The organism is Micromonospora sp. DT47, assembly GCF_049844475.1.
GTDB lineage: Bacteria > Actinomycetota > Actinomycetes > Mycobacteriales > Micromonosporaceae > Micromonospora.
In genome coordinates this window covers 51918-73424 of record NZ_JBNCLC010000011.1, presented here as the reverse complement: position 1 = coordinate 73424, position 21507 = coordinate 51918, and the positions used below count along the sequence as shown (strand labels likewise).

The following is a 21507-nucleotide window of genomic DNA, read 5'->3' as shown; positions in this document are numbered from 1 at the left end:
ATTCCTGTCGTCGATCACACCAGAGGCTTCCCGGTCACCCGGGCGGTTAGGCCTGTTTTCCCGGATTTCCCCGCCGGAGCGACTGGACCGGGGTGACGCGGGCCTCGCGCCACCCCGCCGGAGCGGGTCAGGCGACCGGGACCGGCTCACCCCGCTGCCGGGCGACGTGCTCGACCAGCGAGATCAACACCAGCTTGCCGGACTGCCGTTCCCGGGCGTCGCAGAGCACCACCGGCACGTCCGGGTCGAGGTCCAGGGCCTGCCGGACCGCCTCCGTGCCGAACCGGCGGGCGTCGTCGAAGCAGTTCACCCCGACCACGAAGGGCACCCCCCGCTGCTCGAAGTAGTCGATCGACGGGAAGCAGTCGGCCAGCCGGCGGGTGTCGGCGAGCACCACGGCACCGAGCGCGCCGAAGGCCAGCTCGTCCCAGAGGAACCAGAACCGGTCCTGCCCGGGGGTGCCGAAGAGGTAGACCTGCAGGTCCTCGTTGATGGTGATCCGGCCGAAGTCCATCGCCACCGTGGTGGTCGACTTCGCCTCCACCCCGGAGAGGTCGTCGGTGCCGATGCCGGCCCCGGTCAGCACCTCCTCGGTCTGCAGCGGCCGGACCTCGCTGAGCGCGCTGACCAGCGTCGTCTTGCCCGCGCCGAAGCCGCCCGCGATCAGGATCTTGAGGGCCAGCGGCATCCGGGGCGCGACCGGGCTCCGCTCAGAGCGCACGTAGTCCACTGACCACCGCCTTGAGGATGTCGTTGTCGGGAAGTCCGGCGGCGGCCGGCGGCTGCCGCACCGAGATCAGGCCCCGGGCGAGCAGGTCACCGAGGAGGACCCGGACCACGCCCACCGCCAGGTCCAGGTCGGCGGCGAGGTCCGCCACCGCGGCGGGCCGCCGGGCCAGCTCGACCAGCCGCCGGTGCTCCGGCTGCAGGCCCGGCTGGCCGTACGGGTCGGCGTCCGCGGTCGCCAGCACGAAGGCGACCAGGTCGAAGCCCTCGACGGCCGGCCGGACCCGACCGCCGGTGAGGGTGTACGGGCGGACGACCGGCCCGGCGGCGGCGTCCATCCACTCGTGCTGCGGACCCGGCGGCTCAGCCCGCATCGGCGGATCCCACCGTCGCCCGGGCCGGGGCGGTCAGGTTCTCGCCCACCCGGATGACCAGCATGGCCATCTCGTACGCCACCAGGCCGATGTCCGCGTCGGCCTCCGCGACCACGGCCAGGCACGCGCCCTGGCCGGCGGCCGTCACGAACAGGTACGCGGACTCCATCTCCACCACGGTCTGCCGCACCCCGCCGGCCGCCAGGTGCCGGCTGGCGCCCTTGGCCAGGCTGGAGAAGCCGGAAGCCAGGGCACAGAGGTGCTCGGCGGCGGACCGGTCCAGTTCGGCGGAGGCACCGAGCAGCAGGCCGTCGGCGGAGAGCACCACCGCCTCCCGGGCCGCCGGCACCCGCTCCACCAGCTCGTCGAGCAACCAGCCGAGATCGGCGCTCTGCCTCGTCGTGTGCACCACTAGGCGTCCCTCTCAGTCGCGGTCAGGGGGTCGGGGGTCGGCACCGGGTCAGCCGGCGGGGACGGTTCGGAGCCGCCGTCCCGCCCCTCGGGGCGGCCACCGGCCGGCACCGTCGTCCCGTCGGGATGTCCCGGCGACACCGGGTGGATCGCCGCGCCGTCGCGTCGCCCGCGCGCGGTGCCCGCCTGGAGCGCGGACATCTGGCGGCGTACCTCCTCCGGGGAGCGGACGGCCGGGGCGTCGGCGGGCGCGGGCGGGCGCGGGCGGGCGGGCGCGCCCCGCCGGCGGACCCGGCGGGGCAGGCCGTCGCCGTCCGTGGCCGCCTCCACCGACGAGGTGCGGGCCGGTGCGAACGGCAGCACGGTCTGGTCGGGCCGTTCCCTGGTCCGGGCGGTACGCGGCCGGGGCAGGGTGGCCAGCCGGGCCACCGGGGCGGCGGATCGCTCCGCGGCCGGCGGGGCGACCGGCGGCTCGGCGGTGACCAGGTTGGCCGGTACGAGCACCACGGCGGTCACCCCACCGGGGGCCTCGGCGCACAGGGTGACCCGCACGCCGTGCCGGGCGGCCAGCCGGGCCACGACGAACAGGCCGAGCCGGGCGCTGTCGGCCGGATCGAACTCCGGCGGCCGGGCCAGTCGCCGGTTGGCGTCCTCGACCGCCTGCGAGGACATCCCCAGCCCGTGGTCGGTGATCTCGACGGCGTACCCCTTGGGCACCTGTTCCCCGGTGACCTCGACCCGGGTCTCCGGCGGGGAGAACGCGGTGGCGTTCTCGATCAGCTCGGCCAGCAGGTGGATGACGTCGGCGACGGCCCGGCCGAGGACACCCGCGGGCTGCACCGTCCCGATGTCCACCCGGTCGTACGCCTCGACCTCCGAGACCGCGCCGCGCACCACGTCCAGCACCGCGACCGGATGGCGCCAGCCCCGCCCGGGCGCCGCCCCGGCGAGGATGACCAGGTCCTCGGCGTGCCGTCGCAGCCGGGTGGCCAGGTGGTCGACCCGGAACAGCTCGGCCAGCTCGTCCGGATCCTCGGTCCGGCGCTCCATCCGGTCCAGCAGGGCGAGCTGCCGGTGCACCAGGCCCTGGCTGCGCCGGGCGAGGTTGAGGAACACCTCGTTAAGGCCCCGGCGGAGGGTGACCTCATCGACCGCGGCCCGCACCGCCGTCCGGCGAACCTCGTTGAAGGCCCGCCCGACCTCGCCGATCTCGTCGCCGCCGTACTCCAGCGGCGGCGCCTCCCGGGCGACGTCCACCTGCTCGCCCCGGCGCAGCCGGGCCACCACGTCGGGCAGCCGGTGCTCGGCCATCTCCAGCACCGCGGTGCGGACGCCGGTCAGCCGGCGGGCCAGGGTCCGCCCGACCCGGACCGCCACCAGGATCGACACGACGATGGCCACCAGCCCGAGCACTCCGGCGACGCCGAGCCGGACCAGGATGCCGACCGCGACCGGCACCGACCGGTCGGCCAGCCCGTCGGCCTCGCCCAGCTCGAATTCACGCAGGCGCTGCTGGACGGCGTCGTGGCTGGTCTGCCAGACCCGGGCGTCCACCGGCGGGCGTGCGGACGGGTTCGCCCGCAGCAGCGCCTCCTGCATGCCGCGGAGCCGGACGAAGTCGTCCCCCTCGATCAGCCGCTGGTAGGCGCTCCGGTCCGGCGCCGGCAGGTCGGCCACGGCCGACTCGGCCACGAAGCGCTCGTTGCCGATGGTCTGCACCAGCCGCAGGTGCTCGCCCTCGGCGAACCGGCCGATGGTGAGCGCGCCGGCCAGCAGCGCGTCGGTCTGGCCGAGCAGCTCGCGGGCGCGGCCGAGCGCGGTGAGGGCGAGCGCCTCCCGGTTGAGGTCCGGGTCGGGCAGCGTGGCCATGGCGGAGAAGGCCTGGAAGGCGGAGGAGACTATGCCGGTGTAGAGCCCGATCGCCCCGACCCGGTCGACCTGTCGGCGGTCGATGAAGCCGCGCCCGGCGGGCAGCGCGTCGAGGGCGGCGACCAGCGCGTCGAGCCGGGCGTCTAGCCGGCCGTCAGCGGCGTCGCGCAGTTGGTCGCCGCCGATCCGCCGGCGCAGCTCGGCGACCGCCGCGTCGGTGCGGGTCCGCTGCTCGGCCAGGCCGGGCAGGGTACCCGGAGTGGAAAGCTGCACCACCGAGGCGCGGCGTTCGCGCTGGAGCTCCGCGACGACCCGCTCGCCGGGACGGCCGAGGTCGTAGAGGAGGGTGCGCGCGGAGAGCAGGTCGAGCGCCGGACCGAAGGTGAGCGTGGTGGCGAAGATCCAGAGTGCCAGCAGGGCGGCCACCGGGGTGACGACCAGGGCGGTCAGCTTGGCGCGAATCGGCCAGTCGCGGGTGTCCATGAGTCCTCGCCCGGAAGGGGTGTCAGCGGGTGCGCCGGGCACCGACACGGGCGCCTTGGGCAGGATACGTAATCCCGCGCCGGAGCACTACCGTCCGTCGCGCCGATCACTACTGTGGACTGATCTTGCGAGGGCGGGTACGAGGAGCGCCCCGCCGGCGGACCGGCGGGGCGTTCGTCGGGACAGGATCAGGCGTTGGCGGAGGACGGCTCGACGTTGATGTGCGGGTTGCCTCCCCGGTTGTCCACCCCGTACGACATCTGGCCGCCGTCCTGGTTGGTGCTGACCTGGACGTCCTCCCGCGGCGCGCTGATCGGCAGCTGGAGGTAGTTCGGCCCGACCCGGTAGCGCTGGGTGTCCGAGTAGGAGAACGGCCGACCAGCATCTTGTCGTCGGAGAAGTCCAGGCCGTCCACCAGCACGCCGGTGCCGAAGGCGACCTGCTCGTTCTCGTTGTGGAAGTTGGTGACGTTGCGGTTGAGCGTCATCATCCCCACCGGGCGGAGCGGGGTCTTGTTGCCCTTGGTCTGGAAGAGCTCGGCCCGGGTGTACGTCGAGGCCGGCTCGTCGCCCATCGTCCCGTACGCCTCGAACTCGCCGTGCGCGGCGAAGCCGCGGGCGTGCGCCACCCGCTCCGGGATCCGCTCCCGGTCGAAGTGGCTGATCTTCGCGAGGAAGTGGTAGTTCTCCAGCGTCGCCGGGCCGCGTGAACCGACCGTCCGCTGCTGCTGGTTGTTGTGGCGAACTCCAGCGCGAACGCGGCGGCCGAGGGGTCGAGACAGGGCCCGGGGGCCCGAGGCCGGTCGGTGTCGCTGATCGCCCCGCACTCCCCGGCAGACCAGGTGGTCGTGGTCGTCGCCGCCCATCTCGTACCGGGCCGGGCCGCCGGCCGGGGCGATCCGGCGCAGCAGTCCCGCCTCGGTGAGGGCGCGGAGGACGTCGTAGACCGCCTGCCCGGAGCAGTTCGGCGTCGGACTCGACCGGCATCACCCAGGCGAGTTTTCTGGAACGAGTCAGGTTTTGGCGGCGGGTCGTCCGGTGGGCCTCCCATGCCCCCGCGGGTTTCGCCGCAGGGAATCGGTCAGGAAAGTCCCCGGGATCGGGATTGGCGATCAGTGGACGGAGGGAATACCGGGTGGCGAAGGAGGAGCCATGTCGCCCACGCAGGTAGTCATTCTGGTTCTCGTCGTACTCGTGCTGGCCGCGGTGGTCGCCGCGGCCGTGGTGGCCGGCCGCCGCCGGTCGCTCCGGCAGCGCTTCGGCCCGGAGTACGACCGGGTCGTCGCCGAGCAGGACAGCCGCGCCGCCGCCGAGCGTGAGCTGCGCGACCGGGAGCGCCGGCACGCCGAGCTCGAACTCACCCCGCTCGCCCCGGAGGCCCGGGCCCGCTACGCCGCCGCCTGGGAGGAGCTGCAGGTCCGTTTCGTCGACTCCCCCGCCGAGACCGTCGGTGACGCCGACGAGCTGGTCAGCCGGCTGATCGCCGAGCGGGGCTACCCCACCGGGGACTTCCCCGACCAGATCGCCCATCTCTCCGTCGAGCACGCCCGCACGCTGACCCACTACCGCGACGCGCACGAGATCCGGGTGCGCAACGAGCGGGGTGAGGCCGGCACCGAGGACCTCCGCCAGGCCGTCGTCCACTACCGGGCCCTCTTCGCCGACCTGCTCGGCGAGGAACCGGTCGGGAACCGCCCGCCGGAGCAGCGCCACCCGGACAGCCCGCACGACGCCACGAGCCGCTGAGGAGACAGTCGCGATGCGCCAGGAAGAGCAGCAGGTCAACAACGACCAACCCGAGGTCGTCCGCTCCGCGCCGGTGGCCGTGCCGCCGCCGGACGCGGTCGACGCCGACGACACCGGCCGGCACGACCGGGACGGGCACGCCGACGTGCCCGAGGAGGTGCTCGACGACCGGGGCACCTTCGACGATCCGGCGGTCACCGACCGGCCGGTCGACGACCTCGACGACACCCGCCCGTACGACGTCCGGGACGCCGACCGCGCGGGCGACGCCGACCGGGACGGAATCGCCGACCGGGACGAGGCGGTGGACCGGGACGGCGCGGCCGACCGGGACGGCGACGGCCGGGCGGAGTTCCACGAGCCCGGCCCGCTGCCGACCGCCTTCGGGGCGACCACCGTGGGCGACGCGGTCGCCGCGTCGGCGCTGGCCGGCGGGCGGCCGGAGGACGAGCGGGACGCCCGGCGCGAGGACACCGCCCGGCCGGGCGACGGCGCGCCGGGGCGGACCGAGCCGTTCGACGACGAGCGGGCCGACCCGACCGCGGCGGACCGGATCCACGACCCGGACCGCTGGGCGGCCGGGCACGGCCCGGACGGGACGGTCACGGCGCTGCGCGGCGACGACGACGCACCGGCGGCCGGCGCGGCCGGATACGGCAGCGCGACCCCGGCGATGGTCGACCCGGACGCCGAGGCCCCGGAGGGCGGCGCGGCGGGTGTCGGCGCGGCCGGCGCGGTGGGTACGGCCGGGGTCGCCGAGGCGGCCCGCCCGGCCGGCGCCAACGTCCCCACCCACGCCGCCACCCTCTTCGAGGCGGACGCCGCGCAGGGCTTCCGGGACCGCTGGCGCGAGGTCCAGCTCCGCTTCGTGGACGACCCGCGCGCGGCCGTCGGCGAGGCGCAGTCGCTGGTCGAGGAGGCCATCGGGGCGCTGTCGGAGGCGCTCGCCACGCAGAAGGAGAAGCTGGGCGGCTGGCAGAGCGCCGGCGAGTCGGACACCGAGCAGCTGCGGGTGGCGGTCCGGCAGTACCGGGACTTCCTGGACCGGGTCCTGGGCCGCTGACCACCCCTCGGACGCCCCGGCCGCGCGTGCGGCCGGGGCGTTCCGCGCGCCCGGCGCTGATCCACGGGACGGACCGGCATGAAAACGCGCATCCGGGGGAACAACGCGCCCCACGGACGTGCGACGGGGTATGGACGGCGGCGGCCTTCGGCTGAGCATGAAGCGGTCGGCCGCCGCCCGGCTGTTCGACATCCGCCGGGTCATCGTCGGGCTGGTCGGGCTCGTTGACGGGCAGTCGGAGATCGACAAGGCGCAGGGCGTCCGGATCACCCTCTGGGCCGGCCTGGTGATGCTCGTCTTCGGGCTGATCATGCTGGCCTGGCAGTGGCTCCGCCCGGCCGAGCCGCCCGCCCCGCCGAGTGTCGAGCCGCGCTGAACCGGCCCGCGCCGCGTCACGAGCCGCCCGGAGCCCGCTCAGCGGCGCTGTGCCGGCCCGCCCGCGAATGGCCCCGCCGCTGCGGGGTACGCGAGGGGATCAGCGAACGGGACAGGAGGGCAGCAGCATGACGGATCGTGACCTCGGCCGCGAGCGGCCGCTGGAGGAGAGCCCCGAGGCGGCCGCGGCGGTGGACGACGAGACCACCGTGCCGCAGCTGATGACCGGCGGGGGCGCCGACCGGGACACCCCCTCCTTCGCGGAGCCCGACGGCGCGGTGGCCGACACCGGCACGCCCGACATCCTCGGCGACCCGTACGCGGCCGGCACCGGCTCGACCGGTACCGGCACCGGGGCCGGCGGCGACAACATCCGTACCGGGGCTGAACAGCCATGGGAGCCGGAGGACCTGGTCATGGCGCGCGGCCAGGACCTAACACCGGAGAACCTGGAACGGGCCCGCCGGGACCTGGCCGAGCTGGGCCGGGCGGCGATAGAGCGCACGGTCCCCTGACCTACCCGGCGGGCGCCGGGCCGGCGCCGGACTCCGCCGGGGAGGACTGGGCGCCCCTGGCGATCGATGCACGGTCGGGGCCCCGTCGCGGCGGTGCCGCACTCCCGCTGCGGCGGGTGGGCCGGCCGCCGGCTCAGGAGAGCGGCGGGTAGGCGTCGCGCATGAGCTCCTGGAACTGGGCGGAGAACCAGACCCCCGGAGATCGGCGGGCCGCCGGCCGGGTTGTTGCCGTTACGGGCGTTGCCCGTCGCAGGTCGGCTGGCCATTCGGTCGAAGCACCTGCATTCGTCGTCGAATGGGAGCGCTTCCATAGCAATACTTCAATGTCGAGCGCCGATTCAGGACAAGGGATAACAGTCCAACAGGCAGTACCTCTGCGGCCCGTTGCCGGCAGAGACGGCCAGGCTGGCGGAGCACGGCAGCCCAGCGCCCCGGCAGGTACTCGCGGCGCAGGTAGGCCACGGCGGATCGCGCCATCCCCGAAGGTCCCGAAGACCGCTAAGGCCGCATAAGCCGCATAACACTCCTATGCCGCTAACCGTCGGTAGACGCTGAAACACGAATCTTTCCCCGGATATGCCCCGAAACCGTCTAACGTCGGGCGTAGCTCGACCATCGTCGGGCTCAGGATAAATAGGGATGGAGTGACGCAAATCATGGCAAGGAAGATGCTCGGGAAGCTCGTTGCGGGTGCCGCTCTCGGCGGCGCGTCCCTGCTGCTGTTCTCGCCCGGGGCGGCGTACGCGGGCGCGAACGCTGAGTACGTGGGGGCCGTCGCGAAGCCGCAGGTCCAGCTCCTCGAGTTCTGCGCGGGGGACCACGAGGACTGGGACCGCAAGGACTTCGACCGCAAGGACTGGGACCGCAAGGACCATGACGGCAAGGACCACGACGGCAAGGACCACGACGGCAAGGACTGGGACGGCAAGGACCACGACGGCAAGGACCACGACGGCAAGGACCACGACGGCAAGGACCACGACGGCAAGGACTGGGACGGCAAGGACCACGACGGCAAGGACCACGACCGCAAGGACCACGACCGCAAGGACCACGACCGCAAGGACCACGACGGCAAGGACCACGACGGCAAGGACCACGACGGCAAGGACTGGGGAAACGGCGGCGAAGCCTGGCAGCCGGAAGCCGACGGCCAAGGCGGTGGCATGGCCGACGACCACTCGGACAAGGCCGACGACCGGAAGGGTCACGACGGCAAGGACGAGGACCGCAAGGACGAGGACCGCAAGGACTGGGACAACAAGGACTGGGACAACAAGGACCACGACGGCAAGAAGGACCGCAAGGACCACGACCGCAAGGATGACTGCATGCCGCGCGGCCACGTTGATGGCGGTGACGGTGGCATGACCACCACCAGCACCGACCGGGGCATGGCTGCCAGCGGCGCGGGCATGATCGGTGCGGCAACCCTGGGCGGCATGCTGCTGCTGCGGCGGCGTCGGGCCAATGGGCTCGTCTGACCTGGCGGCGACACGGGCCGGCGGCCGTCACGGGAGACCGTGGCGCGCCGCCGGCGCGGCCGTCGTCGTGCTGCTCGCCATGGCGGGCTCCGGGATGATCGGGGCGTCCCTGCGGACCATCCCGGCGCCGCGGCCCCCGCAGCCGGCGGCCCAGGCCGGGCCGGAGGCCGTACCGACCGCCCCGGACCCGACCGGGCCAGAGGCCGTACCGACCACCGTCCAGGATTCGACCGAGGGCACCGGAGCACCGAGCCCTGAGACCCGCCCCGACGCGAGCCTGGTCACCGGGCCGGCCGCCCTGGCCCGGTCCGCCCCCACCACCATCTCGATCCCCCGCATCGGCGTCGCCGCCGAGATCATGTCGCTCGGCATCAACCCGGACGGCACCGTCCAGGTCCCTCCGCTTGAGCAGGCGCAGAAGGCCGGCTGGTACGAGCCCGGGGCGAGCCCGGGCGAGGTCGGCAACGCGGTGATCGTCGGGCACGTCGACTCGGCGAAGCTCGGTCCGGCCGTGTTCTTCCAGCTGGGGGCCCTGACGAAGGGCGACACCATCGCGGTGGCCCGGGCCGACGGCACGACGGCCACGTTCACCGTCGACGACGTGCGGTCGTACCCGAAGACGACCTTCCCCACCGAGTCGGTCTACGGCCCGAACGACAGGCCGGGGCTGCGGGTGGTGACCTGCGGCGGCCAGTTCGACCAGGCCGCCGGCAGCTACCTGAACAACATCGTCGTCTTCGCCACGATCACCTCGTGACGCGCGAACGCGCCTCCGGTGGGACGTCGGTCCCACCGGAGGCGCGTCGGCGTACCGCTCAGGCCGCGGCGGAGGTCCGCACCAGGGTGCGGATCTGGCGCAGCAGCACCGACAGGGCGGCGAGGTCGGCCCGGGACTCGTCGAACTCCCCCATCGCCCGGCGGGCCCGGTGAATCGAGGTGGCGTTCGACTGCTCCCACTCCTGCACCCGCTCGTGCGGGGGCAGGCTGTCCGGGGTGGAGCCGAGCACCTCCGCGGTCAGCGCGGCCAGCGCGGCGTACAGGTCGTAGCGCAGCGCCATCCGGGCCAGCGTCTGCCAGCGGTCCTCCCGCGGCAGCAGTGAGATCTTCGACAGCAGGGAGTCCACCCGGAACCGGTCGGAGAGGACGAAGTAGACCGAGGCCACTTCCCCGACGTCCCGCCCGGTGGCGGTCGCCGTCTCCACCACGTCCAGCAGGCCGAAGCTGTACATCAGCCGGGTCGCCTGCTCGGCCAGCTCACGCGGCAGCCCCTTGGACGTCATCGAGTCGATGTGCGTCGCCAGCGCCTCCCGCTCGCTGCCGTAGAAGCGCTCCTCCAGGTCGGGTAGGAGCCGGGCCACCCCGGCCCGCAGCCGGGCGGTCTCCGCCGGCACATCGATCGGCGAGCGCCGATTGGTCACCAGCCAGCGCACCGCCCGGTCGAGCAGCCGTCGGGTGTCCAGGTAGACGCTGGTCTGCAGCTCCGGCGAGAACTTGTTGTCCAGCGCCTCGACCGCGTCCCAGAGCTCTTTCAGCCCGAAGACGTCGCGGACCACCACGTACGCCCGGATCACGTCGGCCGCGGAGGCGGCCGTCTCCTCGACCACCCGGAAGACGAACGAGATGCCGCCCCGGTTGATCGCCTCGTTGACCAGGACCGTGGTGACGATCTCGCGGCGCAGCCGGTGCCGGCCCATCCGGTCGGCGAAGCGCTGCCGCATCGGGGTCGGGAAGTAGTTGACCAGGACGTCGGTCGTCCACTCCTCGTCCGCGAGCCCCTCGGCCAGGATCTCCCGCTCCAGGACGATCTTCACGTACGCGAGCAGCACCGCGAACTCTGGCGCGGTCAGCCCGGACTCGGTGCGGACCGCCAATTCCTCGTCCGGCGGCAGCGCCTCCAGCGCCCGGTCGAGCTGACCGGACCGCTCCAACTCGTTGATCATGCGGCGGTGCACCGGGAGCAGCGAGCCGGCCTGGGCCTGCGAGTTGTTGATCGCGCGGGCCTGGTCGTAGTTGTCCCGCAGCACCAGCTCGCCGACCTCGTCAGTCATCTCGGCGAGCAGTTCGTCACGCGCCGGTATGTCCAGCTCGCCGTCGGCGACCGCCGTGTTGAGCAGGATCTTGATGTTCACCTCGTGGTCGGAGCAGTCCACCCCGGCCGCGTTGTCGATGAAGTCGGTGTAGATCCGCCCGCCGGTGAGGGCGTACTCGATCCGGCCGAGCTGGGTCCAGCCCAGGTTGCCGCCCTCGCCGACCACCCGGCAGCGCATGCTCCTGCCGTCCACCCGGATCGCGTCGTTGGACTTGTCGCCCACCTCCGCGTTGGTCTGGGTCGAGGCCTTGACGTACGTGCCGATGCCGCCGTTCCAGAACAGGTCGACGGGCGCGGTGAGGATCGCCTTCATCAGTTCCTGCGGCGACAGCTGCGTCACGTCGTCGTCCAGGCCGATCGCCGCGCGGACCTCCGGCGAGATCGGCACCGACTTCGCGGTACGCGGGTAGATCCCGCCGCCGGAGGAGATCAGCTCACGGTCGTAGTCCTCCCAGGACGACCGGGGCAGGTCGAACAGCCGCTTCCGCTCGGCGTACGAGGTGGCGGCGTCCGGACCCGGGTCGAGGAAGATGTGCCGGTGGTCGAAGGCGGCCACCAGCCGGATGTGCTCCGACAGCAGCATGCCGTTGCCGAACACGTCGCCGGACATGTCGCCGACCCCGACCACCGTGAAGTCCTGGGTCTGGGTGTCGTGGCCCATCTCTCGGAAGTGCCGCTTGACCGACTCCCAGGCGCCGCGGGCGGTGATGCCCATCTTCTTGTGGTCGTAGCCCGCCGAACCGCCGGAGGCGAACGCGTCGCCCAGCCAGAAGCAGTGCGCCGCCGAGATCTCGTTGGCGATGTCGGAGAACGTCGCGGTGCCCTTGTCCGCCGCGACCACCAGGTACGGGTCGTCGGCGTCGTGCCGGACCACGTCGACCGGGGGCACGATCTCACCGGCGACGATGTTGTCGGTGACGTCGAGCATCGCGCCGACGAACTCCTTGTAGCAGGCGACCGCCTCGTCCCGGTCCCCCGGCTTCTGCTTCAGCACGAAGCCGCCCTTGGCGCCCACCGGCACGATCACGGCGTTCTTCACCATCTGCGCCTTGACCAGGCCCAGCACCTCGGTGCGGAAGTCCTCCCGCCGGTCGGACCAGCGCAACCCGCCCCGGGCCACCGGCCCGAACCGCAGGTGCACGCCCTCGAACCGAGGCGAGTAGACGAAGATCTCGAACTTCGGTCGCGGCGCCGGCAGGTCCGGGATCGCCTGCGGGTCCAGCTTGAACGCCACGTACGGCTTGGGCCGCCCGCCGGCGCGCTTCTGGTAGAAGCTGGTCCGCAGGGTGGCCTGGATCAACGTCAGGTACGACCGCAGGATCCGGTCCTGGTCCAGGCTCGCGACGTCGTCCAGCGCGGCGCCGATCGCCGTGACCAGCTCGTCGCTGCGCTCCCGGCGCGCCTCCGCGCTCAACCCGCCCGGCGCGAACCGGGTCTCGAAGAGCTCGACCAGCAGCGCCGCGATCCCCGGGTACGCGATGAAGGTCTGCTCCATGTAGTCCTGGGAGAAGACCGTGCCGGCCTGGCGCATGTACTTCGCGTACGCCCGCAGCACCACCACCTGCCGCCAGGTGAGGCCGCCACGGAGCACCAGCTCGTTGAAGCCGTCCACTTCGGCCTCGCCCCGCCATGCCGCGGCGAAGGCGTTCTCCACGTGCGGGCGCACCTCGGCCAGTTCCTGGTGCGCCTCGGGCAGGCGCAGGCCGAAGTCGTAGAGGAAGACCCGGCCGTCGACCCGGTCCACCTCGTACGGGTGCTCGTCGACCGCCCTGACGCCGAGCGAGTGCAGCACCGGCAGCACGGCGGAGAGCATCATCGGCTCGCCGTACCGGTAGACCTTGAACCGGACGTCCATGGTCTCGTCGACGTCGGCCTGGCCGTGGTCGTTGGTCCGCGGCGCGAGCTGCTTGCGGAACAGGTGCATCTCCAGCTGGCCGGGCTCCTCCAGCAGCTCCAGCTTGGCCAGGTCCTTCATCGCCTCGTACGGCGTGTGCCCGTCCTTGTAGCCCTCCGGGAACGCGTCGGCGTACCGGCTGAACAGGTGCTTGGCCTGCTCGTCGCCGAGCTTGCGCTCCAGCACCAGCCGGTAGTCGTCGTCCCAGAGCCGGGTGGCGTCCGCCAACTCCTCGGCGAGCAGGTCGGCGTCGATCTCCCCGGGCGGGTTGCTCGGATCGGTCCGGACGATGAAGTGCACCCGGGCCAGCATCGACTCGGTGACCCGGGTGGTGTAGTCCACCCCGACGCCGTTCAGCTCGCGGAGCAGGATGTCCTGCATGCGCAGCCGGTTCTGGGTGGTGAACCGGTCGCGGGGCAGGTAGATCAGGCAGGAGATGAACCGCCCGTACGCGTCCCGGCGCAGGAAGACCCGCAGCTGTCGGCGACCGGCCATCCGCAGCACGCCGATCACGGCGTGGTACAGGTCGTCGGTCTTGATCTGGAACAGCTCGTCGCGCGGGTAGGTCTCCAGGATCTGGAGCAGGTCCTTGCCGGAGTGGCTGCGCTGGCTCAGGCCGGAGCGGTCGAGCACCTCGGCGACCTTACGGCGGACCACCGGCAGCTCCCGGACGCTGGTCCGGTACGCCGCGGTGGAGAAGAGGCCGAGGAAGCGCCGCTCGCCGACCACCTCGCCGTCGTCGTTGAAGATCTTGAAGCCGATGTAGTCCAGGTAGGCCGAGCGGTGCACGGTCGCCCGGGAGTTCGCCTTGGTGATGATCAGCAGCCGCTTCTCCATCACCTTCTCGTGCGCCTCGGGGGTCATCGATGACAGCGCCCGCGCCTCCGGCGAGTCGGACCGCAGGATGCCCAGGCCGGTGCCGAGCACCGCCTCCAGCGCCGGGCCGCCGTCGCCGCCCTCGCCGCCGGACTCCACCAGCCGGTACTCGCGGTAACCGAGGAAGGTGAAGTGGTCGTGGGCCAGCCAGCGGAGCAGCTCCACCGAGTCGGTGATGTCCTTTTCCGGCACTGGCGGGCGGTTGTCCGAGGTGCGGGCGGAGGCCAGTTCGTCGGCGAGGGCCAGGGCCCGCTGGCGCATCTTCGGCCAGTCCTCGACCGCCTCGCGGACGTCGGTGAGCACCCGCTGCAGCTCCCGGCGCAGCTGCTCGCGCTGCCCGGCCTCGCGGACCGGGTCGATCTCGATCCGCATCCAGCTCTCGATCAGGTCACCGGCGATCGCGTCGTCCGGCTCCACGTCGGCGGAGACCTCGGTCAGCCGCCCGAGCGGCTCGCGCCGGACCACCACCAGCGGGTGCACCAGCAGGTGCACGTCGAGGTGGTGGGCGTTGAGCAGCGCGGTCACCGAGTCGACCAGGAACGGCATGTCGTCGGTGACGATCTCGATCACGGTGTGGTGCTGGTCGGCGTCCGGCTCGTGGATGCGCAGCTTCAGCTCGCCCGGCACCCGCTGCTGGGCCAGGTCGCGGTGCGCCCGGGCGGCGTCGAGCATCTCCTCGGCGGTGAACCCGATCAGCTCCTCGTCCGGCGCGAAACGCCAGAAACGACCCACCAGGGTCGCCGCGTCGTGATCGTCGCCGGCCAACGCCACCGCCTGGGCCACCAGGCGCTCCGCGTTGGGTACCGGCTCGTCGAGATCCGCGTCCTCCACGTCGTCGCCCAGTGCTTCCGGGGGAAGCCCGAGGTCATAGAGGGTGTCGATGCTCGAACCGGTCATCCCGGTCACTCCTGTATCGAGTCGGCCGACGCCGTCCCCGTCGGTCGCCGAATCGAAGCTGTCGTCCCGGCCGGTGTCAGCCTGCCGGAGGTCGGGTCCCGGTTTGATCGCCGGACGCCGGTCCATCGGTGCCACTCCCCTCGACCCACCGCGTTGTGGGTCACTCTGCCGCCCAGCCTAGGCCCTGCCGCTTCGCACGTTCGTCGGCGGACCACCGGCCAGACGTCCGGTTCGGGACTTTGTCCTTTCACCCGTTGCAGATCCGTGGTCGGCCGGCTGCCGAGTACCCCGACTAGCGATGTTCATCACACCGCCACACCGCCTGTTCCCCCAGCGTACGGTCGCGCCGGGGCGGTGCGGGAAGCGGCCACGTACTAGCGTGCAGGACAGCCCGAACTCCGGAGGTGCCGCTCCATGACCGTCTCGTACCCCCACCGACGCCTCCGTACGCGCGTCCGGCCGGCCCTCGCGGGCCTGGTCGCCACCGTGCTGGCGGCTGGCGTCCTGGCCGGGTGCTCGGAGCGCGGCGGACCCGAGCAGAGCCTGGACGCCTTCCTGGCCGGCTGGCGCTCCGGCCACCTCGACGCGGTCGGCTTCGTCGACCCAACCGGAGCGCGGCTGCCCGCCGCCGAGGTGGCGAAGGAGATCAAGGACCTCTCCGGCGAACTGGCCGCCACCCCGCCGAACCTGCGCCGCACCGGCGACGCCGAGGTCACCAGGAACGTCGCCACCGCGACGATCCGGGTCGAGTGGGCACTGCCGGGGAAAGCCACCTGGGCGTACGACCGGCCGGTGCGGCTGCGCCAGGGCGACGACGACCAGTGGCAGGTGATCTGGGAGCCGCAGGTGATGCAGGAGCAGCTCACCGAGGGTGACCGGCTGGCGCTGCGCCGCGTCCCCGCCGCCCGGGCCGGGGTGCTGGACGCCGCTGGCCAGCCGATCGTGGCGCCCCGCCCGGTGGTCCGGGTCGGCCTGCAGCCGAGCGAGGTCACCGACGTCACGGCCCTGACGACGCAGCTGGACGCCGCGTTCAAGAGGGTCAAGCCGCCGATCACGCCCCCGGTCGACCTGTCCGACCTGCCCAAACGTCTCAGCGACGCCAATCCGGACGCCTTCGTCGAGGTGGTGACGCTGCGGGACGAGGCGTACCGGCAGATCCGGCCGCGCATCTACGACCTGCCCGGCACGAAGTTCCGCTCCGAGAAGCTGGACCTCGCCCCCACCCGCGAGTTCGCCCGCGCCCTGCTCGGCTCGGTCGACGAGGCCCAGGCCGACGACATCGCCGCCCACCCGGACCGGTACGCCCGGGGCGACCTGGTCGGACACGGCGGCCTGCAGGGCCGGTACGACGAGCGGCTGCGCGGCACCCCCGGGATCACCGTGCTGATCCGGCGGCCGGTGCCCGACAGCACCCAGCCGCCGACCGAGACCGAGGTGTTCCGGCACGCGCCGCAACCCGGCCAGGCGCTGAAGACCACCCTGGACGTGGCCACCCAGAACGCGGCCGACGCCGCGCTGCGCGGCGAGAAGCGCCGCTCGGCGCTGGTGGCGGTCCGGATCAGCGACGGCGCGGTGCTCGCCGCCGCCAACGGTCCCGGCGCGGCCGGGGAGAACCTGGCGTTCACCGCCCAGGTGCCGCCGGGCTCCACCTTCAAGATGGTCAGCGCCCTCGGCCTGCTGGACCGGGGCGCGGTCACCGCGGACGCCACGGTGGACTGCCCGAAGAACCTCACCGTGGACGGCCGGCCGTTCAAGAACTCCGACGACTTCGTCCTGGGCAAGGTGCCGTTCCGGACGGACTTCGCGAAGTCCTGCAACACGGCCTTCGCCTCGCTGGCCCCGAAGCTCGGTACCGACGGGCTCGCGCAGACCGCCCGGACGCTGGGCCTGGAGAGCTCCTGGGACCTCGGCGCCGACGCCTTCACCGGCAAGGTCTCCGCCAACGGCTCCCCGGTCGAGCAGGCCGCAGCCGCCATCGGTCAGGGCACCACGGTGGTCAGCCCGCTGGCCATGGCCGGGGCCACCGCGGCCGTCGCCCGGGGCCGCTTCGCGCAGCCCAAGCTGGTGCTCGACCCGGCGCCGGAGAAGCCCGCCGCAGCCGGCCCGCAGCTGAAGGCCGAGTCGGTGGAGCCGCTCAAGGCGATGATGCGCCAGGTGGTCACCGCCGGCACGGCCAGCGCGCTGGCCGACGTCCCGGGCGGCCCGGTGTACGGCAAGACCGGCACCGCCGAGTACGACAACAACCCGGCACACACCCACGCCTGGTTCGTCGGCTGGCGGGGCGACGTGGCGTTCGCGGTCTTCGTCGAGCAGGGCGGGTCGAGCGCCGCCAGCGCGGTCCCGATCAGCGAGCGCTTCCTCCGGGCACTGCCGAGATCCTGAGCGCCGCCCGCGGTCACTCAGCGTCGCTCACGGATCAGGCCCCGTCCCGGTCCGAACCCCGCACGGCGCGAATGTCAGGCGATCCCGGCAGCCGAGGAGGGCCCGTCACCGGACGATGGCGCCCTCTCCTCGGTCGAGGCGTCCTCGTCCGGGGGCTGCACCCGCCGCAGCAGGCCCGGCCCGGCGGAGGCGGGCGGGCCGATCGGCTCGACGGCGACCGCGGCGGCCGGCGCCACCACCGGCGGCGCGAGCCCGTTGCCCGGTTCCCGGTCCGAGCCGCCAGGCACGCGAGGACCGTTCACCACGCCGGGACCGGCGGACGGGTCAGCGGGAGCCGGCCCGCTCGTCGGAGCCGGCATCGCCCCGGCGCCGGAGGGGGATCCACCGAGGGCCGCCGGCAGGCCCGCCGACCGGACGCGCTGCGGCGGCGGGGCCGCCGGCAGCAGCCGGGGTGGCACCGCCGCCGGCGCCGACACCGGCGCCAGCCCGGCCACGATCGTGTTGACGATCTCGGCGGCGTACGAGCCGTCCTGGTCGTAGTCCGGGTCGAACACGGTCAGTTCGACGCCGAGGCAGTGCGGGGTGTCCACCAGGCCGGCGAGCAGGATCTCCAGCTCGGCGAAGGCGATCCCGCCCGGGTCGGGCGCATCCACCGCCGGCATCACCGCCGGGTCGAGCACGTCCACGTCGATGTGCACCCAGTAGCCTGCGCAGTCCGCGAGCTGCTCGTGCGCCCACTGGGCGGTCCGGGCCGCGCCCTCGGCGCGCAGCGCGGGCACCGGCCGGGTGGTGATGCCGGCGGCCTGGAGGTCGAGCCGGTATTCGTCCTGGGCCCGGATGCCGAGCACCACCACGTCGATGTCCCGGAAGTAGGGGCGTCGCCCCTCGATGGCGGCCAGGTCGGCCTGCCCCCGCCCGGTCACCAGCGCGAGGTCCTCCCCCGCCGCCGCGCCGACGTACGAGGCGTTGCCGGGATGCCGGAAATCGGAGTGCCCGTCGACGAAGACCAGACCGATCCGGCCCCCGACCGCCTCGCCGAGGCGGTGCATGGCCAGCGCCGAGCCGAGCAGCACAGAGCAGTCCCCACCGAGCACCAGCGGGAACTCACCGCGGTCGATCACCGCGCCGATCCGATCGGCCAGCGCCACCGAGTAGCCGGAGATCTCCCGGGCGTGGCACACCCCGTCGCCGGGGCGCCAGTCGCCCGGGTCGTACCGGGGCGGGGTGAGGCAACCGGCGTCGCGGGCGCGCAGCCGGGCGAGCAGGTCGTGGTCGCGCAGCGCGCCGGGCGCCTTGGCGCAGCCGGGGACCGAGGTGGACGTGGGTGGTCGCAACCCCAGGTTTGTCGGCGCGTCGAGGACGGCGATCCGGCGCATCATGGGCTCCCGTCCTCGGTGGTCGGGCGGGCCGGCCGGAACGCCGGCCCGCGCTGGCGTGCTACGTGCTCAGAACAGGGCGCTGGCCAGCGCCCGGCGGGCCGAGGCGACCGCGGGGTCGTCCGGACCGGCGATGGCGAAGAGGCCCACCAGGTGCTGGCGTACCTTCTCCCGGTCGTCACCGGCGGTGCGGCGGACCAGGCCGACCAGGCGCTGGTAGGCCTGCTCGGCCATGCCGCTGAGCACCTCGATGTCCGCGGCCAGCAGTTGGGCGTCGACGTCGTCCGGGTTGGCTCCCGCGGCGGTGAGCGCCGCCTGCGGGTCGGCGCCGGCCACCCGGCGGGCCAGCCCGACCTGGGCCAGGCCCGCCTCCGCCGCGGCGTCCGCCGGCGACTCGGCCAGGATCTTCCGGTACGCCCGCTCGGCGGCGTCCAGGTCGCCGCTCATCAGGGCGTCGTCGGCCTCGTCGAGGCGGGGGTCCTCCGGCTCGGCCATGGTGACGCCGCCGGCCTTGAGCACAGCCTGGATCCACTGGCGCAGCTGGGCCTCGGGCACCACCCCGGAGAAGGCGTCGATCGGCTGCCCGCCGACCACCGCGTAGACCATCGGGATGCCCTGCACCCGGAACATCTGGGCGATCCGCGGGTTGGCGTCCACGTCGACCTTGGCGAGCAGCCAGGCCCCGCCGCCCTCCACGGCCAGCCGCTCCAGCACCGGGGAGAGCTGCTTGCACGGCTCGCACCACTCGGCCCAGAAGTCCACGACCACCGGCGTGTTCAGCGAGCGTTCGAGGACCTCGGACTGGAAGGTCGCCTCGGTCACGTCGATGACGGTGACGCCGCCAACGGCACCGCCGGGCGCGCCAGCGGGGGGGCCGGCCTGGACCGGGGCGGAGGTGGGTGCGGGAGTGCGCAGCGCGCTGAGGTCGACCGCGCCGCGGGTGAAGATCGACGAGGTGATCCGTGGGTCGCTCATGGTTACCTAGTCTCGCACGGACGCCGCCGAACTCAGATCAACCGCGACGGCGACAGTTGCCACTCTCACCCCTGCTCACCCACCATCCCGCCGTCCCCGTCACCCCACCCCGCGATCGTGCACTTTCCGCCCCGGCAAATGGGGCGGATGCCACGCGACGCGGGGCCCGAGTGCACGATCGCGGGGGGAAGGGTGGGCGGGGTCAGAAGCGGGCCGGCTCGCGGTAGACGCCCCACTCGCCGCGCAGCGCGTCGCAGATCTCGCCGAGGGTCGCCTCGGCGCGGACCGCGTCGAGCATGGCCGGGATCATGTTCCCGTCGGTGCGGCCCACCTCGACCATCCGGGCGACCGCGGTCTTGACCGCCGCCTCGTCCCGGGCGGCCTTGCGCTCGGCCAGCACCCGGCGCTGCTCCAGCTCCACCTCGTGCGAGATGCGCAGGATCTCCAGCTCCTTGGTGACCGTGCCGGTGTGGCAGTTGACCCCGACGATCCGCTTGTCGCCCTTCTCCAGCGCCTGCTGGTAGACGAAGGCGGACTCGGCGATGTGGCCGGTGAACCAGCCGTCCTCGATGCCGCGCAGGATGCCGGAGGTCATCGGGCCGATCTGGTGCGGGCCCTCGCCGCCGAGCTGCCGGATCCGGGCGAAGATCTCCTCGGCCTCGGCCTCGATCTTGTCGGTCAGCGCCTCGACGTACCAGGACCCACCGAGCGGGTCGGCGACGTTGACCACGCCGGTCTCCTCCATCAGCACCTGCTGGGTACGCAGGGCGATCTCGGCGGACTCGTCGGTGGGCAGGGCCAGGGTCTCGTCCAGGGCGTTGGTGTGCAGCGAGTTCGTCCCGCCGAGCACCGCGGCGAGCGCCTCGACGGCGGTTCGCACCACGTTGTTGACCGGCTGCTGCGCGGTGAGCGACACGCCGGCGGTCTGGGTGTGGAACCGCAGCCAGAGCGCCTTCTCGCTGGTGGCGCCGTAGACGTCGCGCAGCCAGCGGGCCCAGATCCGGCGGGCGGCCCGGAACTTGGCGATCTCCTCGAAGAAGTCCACGTGCGAGTCGAAGAAGAAGCTCAGGCCGGGGGCGAAGACGTTTACGTCCAGCCCCCGCGACAGCCCCAGCTCAACGTAGCCGAACCCGTCGGCGAGGGTGTACGCCAACTCCTGCGCGGCGGTCGAGCCGGCCTCGCGGATGTGGTACCCGGAGACCGACAGCGGCTTGTACCGCGGGATCTCCCGGGCGCAGTACTCCATCAGGTCGCCGATCAGGCGCAGGTGCGGCTCCGGGTCGAAGAGCCACTCCTTCTGCGCGATGTACTCCTTGAAGATGTCCGTCTGGAGCGTGCCGTCCAGGGTGGACAGGTCGACGCCCTGCCGCTCGGCGGCGACCAGGTACATGCAGAAGACCGGCACGGCCGGGCCGGAGATGGTCATCGAGGTGGTCACGCCGGCCAGGCCGATGCCGTCGAAGAGCGCCTCCATGTCGGCGGCGGTGTCGATGGCGACGCCGCAGTGGCCGACCTCGCCGAGCGCCTGCGGGTCGTCGGAGTCGCGGCCCATCAGGGTCGGCATGTCGAAGGCGACGGAGAGCCCGCCGCCACCGGCGCCGAGGATCATCTTGTAGCGCTCGTTGGTCTGCTGGGCGTTGCCGAACCCGGCGAACTGCCGGATGGTCCAGGTCCGCCCGCGGTAGCCGGTCGGGTGCAGCCCCCGGGTGTACGGGAACTCGCCCGGCCAGCCGATCCGCTCGAAGCCCGGGTACGCGGTGCCCTCGGGCGGCCCGTACACCGGGTCCACGGTCATCCCGGACAGCGTGGTGAAGTCCGCGTCCCGCTTGCGCGCGGCGTCGTAGCGGGCCTGCCAGCGTGCCCGTCCGGCGGCGATCTCGTCGGCGTTCATCCGCGGAGCTCCTCCTCGAGTCCTCGACTGAAGACCGAGTGTAGAACGGCTGCCTGAACGATCGCTAAGGATGTTCGTACCG

15 protein-coding genes and 1 pseudogene are annotated in these 21507 nt (G+C 73.1%); 7 read left to right on the top strand and 9 right to left on the bottom strand.

What is annotated here, in order from left to right; genetic code table 11:
- Nucleotides 1-127: 127 nt before the first annotated feature.
- The 5 genes and pseudogenes from ACLQ2U_RS18510 to ACLQ2U_RS18490 form a co-directional block, all read right to left on the bottom strand.
- Nucleotides 128-730, bottom strand: coding sequence for a GTP-binding protein (locus tag ACLQ2U_RS18510; RefSeq protein ID WP_425751926.1), 603 nt, complete (start codon nt 728-730; stop codon nt 128-130).
- Nucleotides 711-1100 (bottom strand): DUF742 domain-containing protein, encoded by a 390-nt coding sequence (locus ACLQ2U_RS18505; RefSeq protein WP_425751925.1) that lies wholly within the window; start codon nt 1098-1100, stop codon nt 711-713. Before ACLQ2U_RS18505 ends, ACLQ2U_RS18510 begins: the two co-directional genes overlap by 20 nt.
- Nucleotides 1090-1512: a roadblock/LC7 domain-containing protein gene (locus tag ACLQ2U_RS18500; protein ID WP_425751924.1), complete on the bottom strand. Its 423-nt coding sequence runs from the start codon at nt 1510-1512 to the stop codon at nt 1090-1092. Before ACLQ2U_RS18500 ends, ACLQ2U_RS18505 begins: the two co-directional genes overlap by 11 nt.
- Complete coding sequence (locus ACLQ2U_RS18495) at nt 1512-3863, bottom strand: sensor histidine kinase (protein WP_425751923.1); 2352 nt, start codon at nt 3861-3863, stop codon at nt 1512-1514. The genes ACLQ2U_RS18500 and ACLQ2U_RS18495 overlap by 1 nt, the downstream gene beginning before the upstream one ends.
- Nucleotides 3864-4051: 188 nt before the next feature.
- Nucleotides 4052-4773, bottom strand: a pseudogene (locus ACLQ2U_RS18490) (catalase).
- Between the two features lie 241 nt (nt 4774-5014).
- Between ACLQ2U_RS18490 and ACLQ2U_RS18485 the strand changes: the two are divergent.
- The 6 genes from ACLQ2U_RS18485 (at nt 5015) to ACLQ2U_RS18460 (ending at nt 9802) form a co-directional block, all read left to right on the top strand.
- Nucleotides 5015-5608, top strand: coding sequence for a hypothetical protein (locus tag ACLQ2U_RS18485; RefSeq protein ID WP_425751922.1), 594 nt, complete (start codon nt 5015-5017; stop codon nt 5606-5608).
- A gap of 13 nt (nt 5609-5621) precedes the next feature.
- Nucleotides 5622-6671 carry a hypothetical protein gene (locus ACLQ2U_RS18480; RefSeq protein ID WP_425751921.1) on the top strand — a complete coding sequence of 350 codons (1050 nt, stop codon included), beginning with the start codon at nt 5622-5624 and terminating at the stop codon, nt 6669-6671.
- A gap of 118 nt (nt 6672-6789) precedes the next feature.
- A complete protein-coding gene (locus ACLQ2U_RS18475; RefSeq protein ID WP_425751920.1) occupies nt 6790-7047 on the top strand; it encodes a hypothetical protein in 258 nt (85 codons plus the stop codon).
- Between the two features lie 127 nt (nt 7048-7174).
- The gene (locus tag ACLQ2U_RS18470) at nt 7175-7561 is read left to right on the top strand and encodes a hypothetical protein (RefSeq protein ID WP_425751919.1); all 387 of its coding nucleotides are present in this window, start codon (nt 7175-7177) and stop codon (nt 7559-7561) included.
- 656 nt (nt 7562-8217) lie between these two features.
- Nucleotides 8218-9045, top strand: a complete 828-nt coding sequence (locus tag ACLQ2U_RS18465) for a hypothetical protein (protein WP_425751918.1) — start codon at nt 8218-8220, stop codon at nt 9043-9045.
- A 1-nt stretch (nt 9046) separates the two neighbouring features.
- Nucleotides 9047-9802 carry a class F sortase gene (locus ACLQ2U_RS18460; RefSeq protein WP_425752054.1) on the top strand — a complete coding sequence of 252 codons (756 nt, stop codon included), beginning with the start codon at nt 9047-9049 and terminating at the stop codon, nt 9800-9802.
- 58 nt (nt 9803-9860) lie between these two features.
- Here ACLQ2U_RS18460 and ACLQ2U_RS18455 read toward each other — a convergent pair whose 3' ends face one another.
- Complete coding sequence (locus tag ACLQ2U_RS18455) at nt 9861-14927, bottom strand: NAD-glutamate dehydrogenase (RefSeq protein ID WP_425751917.1); 5067 nt, start codon at nt 14925-14927, stop codon at nt 9861-9863.
- 288 nt (nt 14928-15215) lie between these two features.
- Between ACLQ2U_RS18455 and ACLQ2U_RS18450 the strand changes: the two genes are divergently transcribed.
- Nucleotides 15216-17183, top strand: coding sequence for a penicillin-binding transpeptidase domain-containing protein (locus tag ACLQ2U_RS18450; RefSeq protein WP_425751916.1), 1968 nt, complete (start codon nt 15216-15218; stop codon nt 17181-17183).
- 74 nt (nt 17184-17257) lie between these two features.
- On the opposite strand, the gene ACLQ2U_RS18445 is transcribed toward ACLQ2U_RS18450, so the two are convergent.
- The 3 genes from ACLQ2U_RS18445 to ACLQ2U_RS18435 form a co-directional block, all read right to left on the bottom strand.
- Entirely contained in the window at nt 17258-18562 is a 1305-nt protein-coding gene (locus tag ACLQ2U_RS18445) for an arginase family protein (protein WP_425751915.1), read from the bottom strand.
- A gap of 66 nt (nt 18563-18628) precedes the next feature.
- Entirely contained in the window at nt 18629-19534 is a 906-nt protein-coding gene (locus tag ACLQ2U_RS18440) for a tetratricopeptide repeat protein (protein ID WP_425751914.1), read from the bottom strand.
- Between the two features lie 202 nt (nt 19535-19736).
- Nucleotides 19737-21425, bottom strand: coding sequence for an acyl-CoA mutase large subunit family protein (locus ACLQ2U_RS18435; protein WP_425751913.1), 1689 nt, complete (start codon nt 21423-21425; stop codon nt 19737-19739).
- Between the last annotated feature and the right edge of the window lie 82 nt (nt 21426-21507).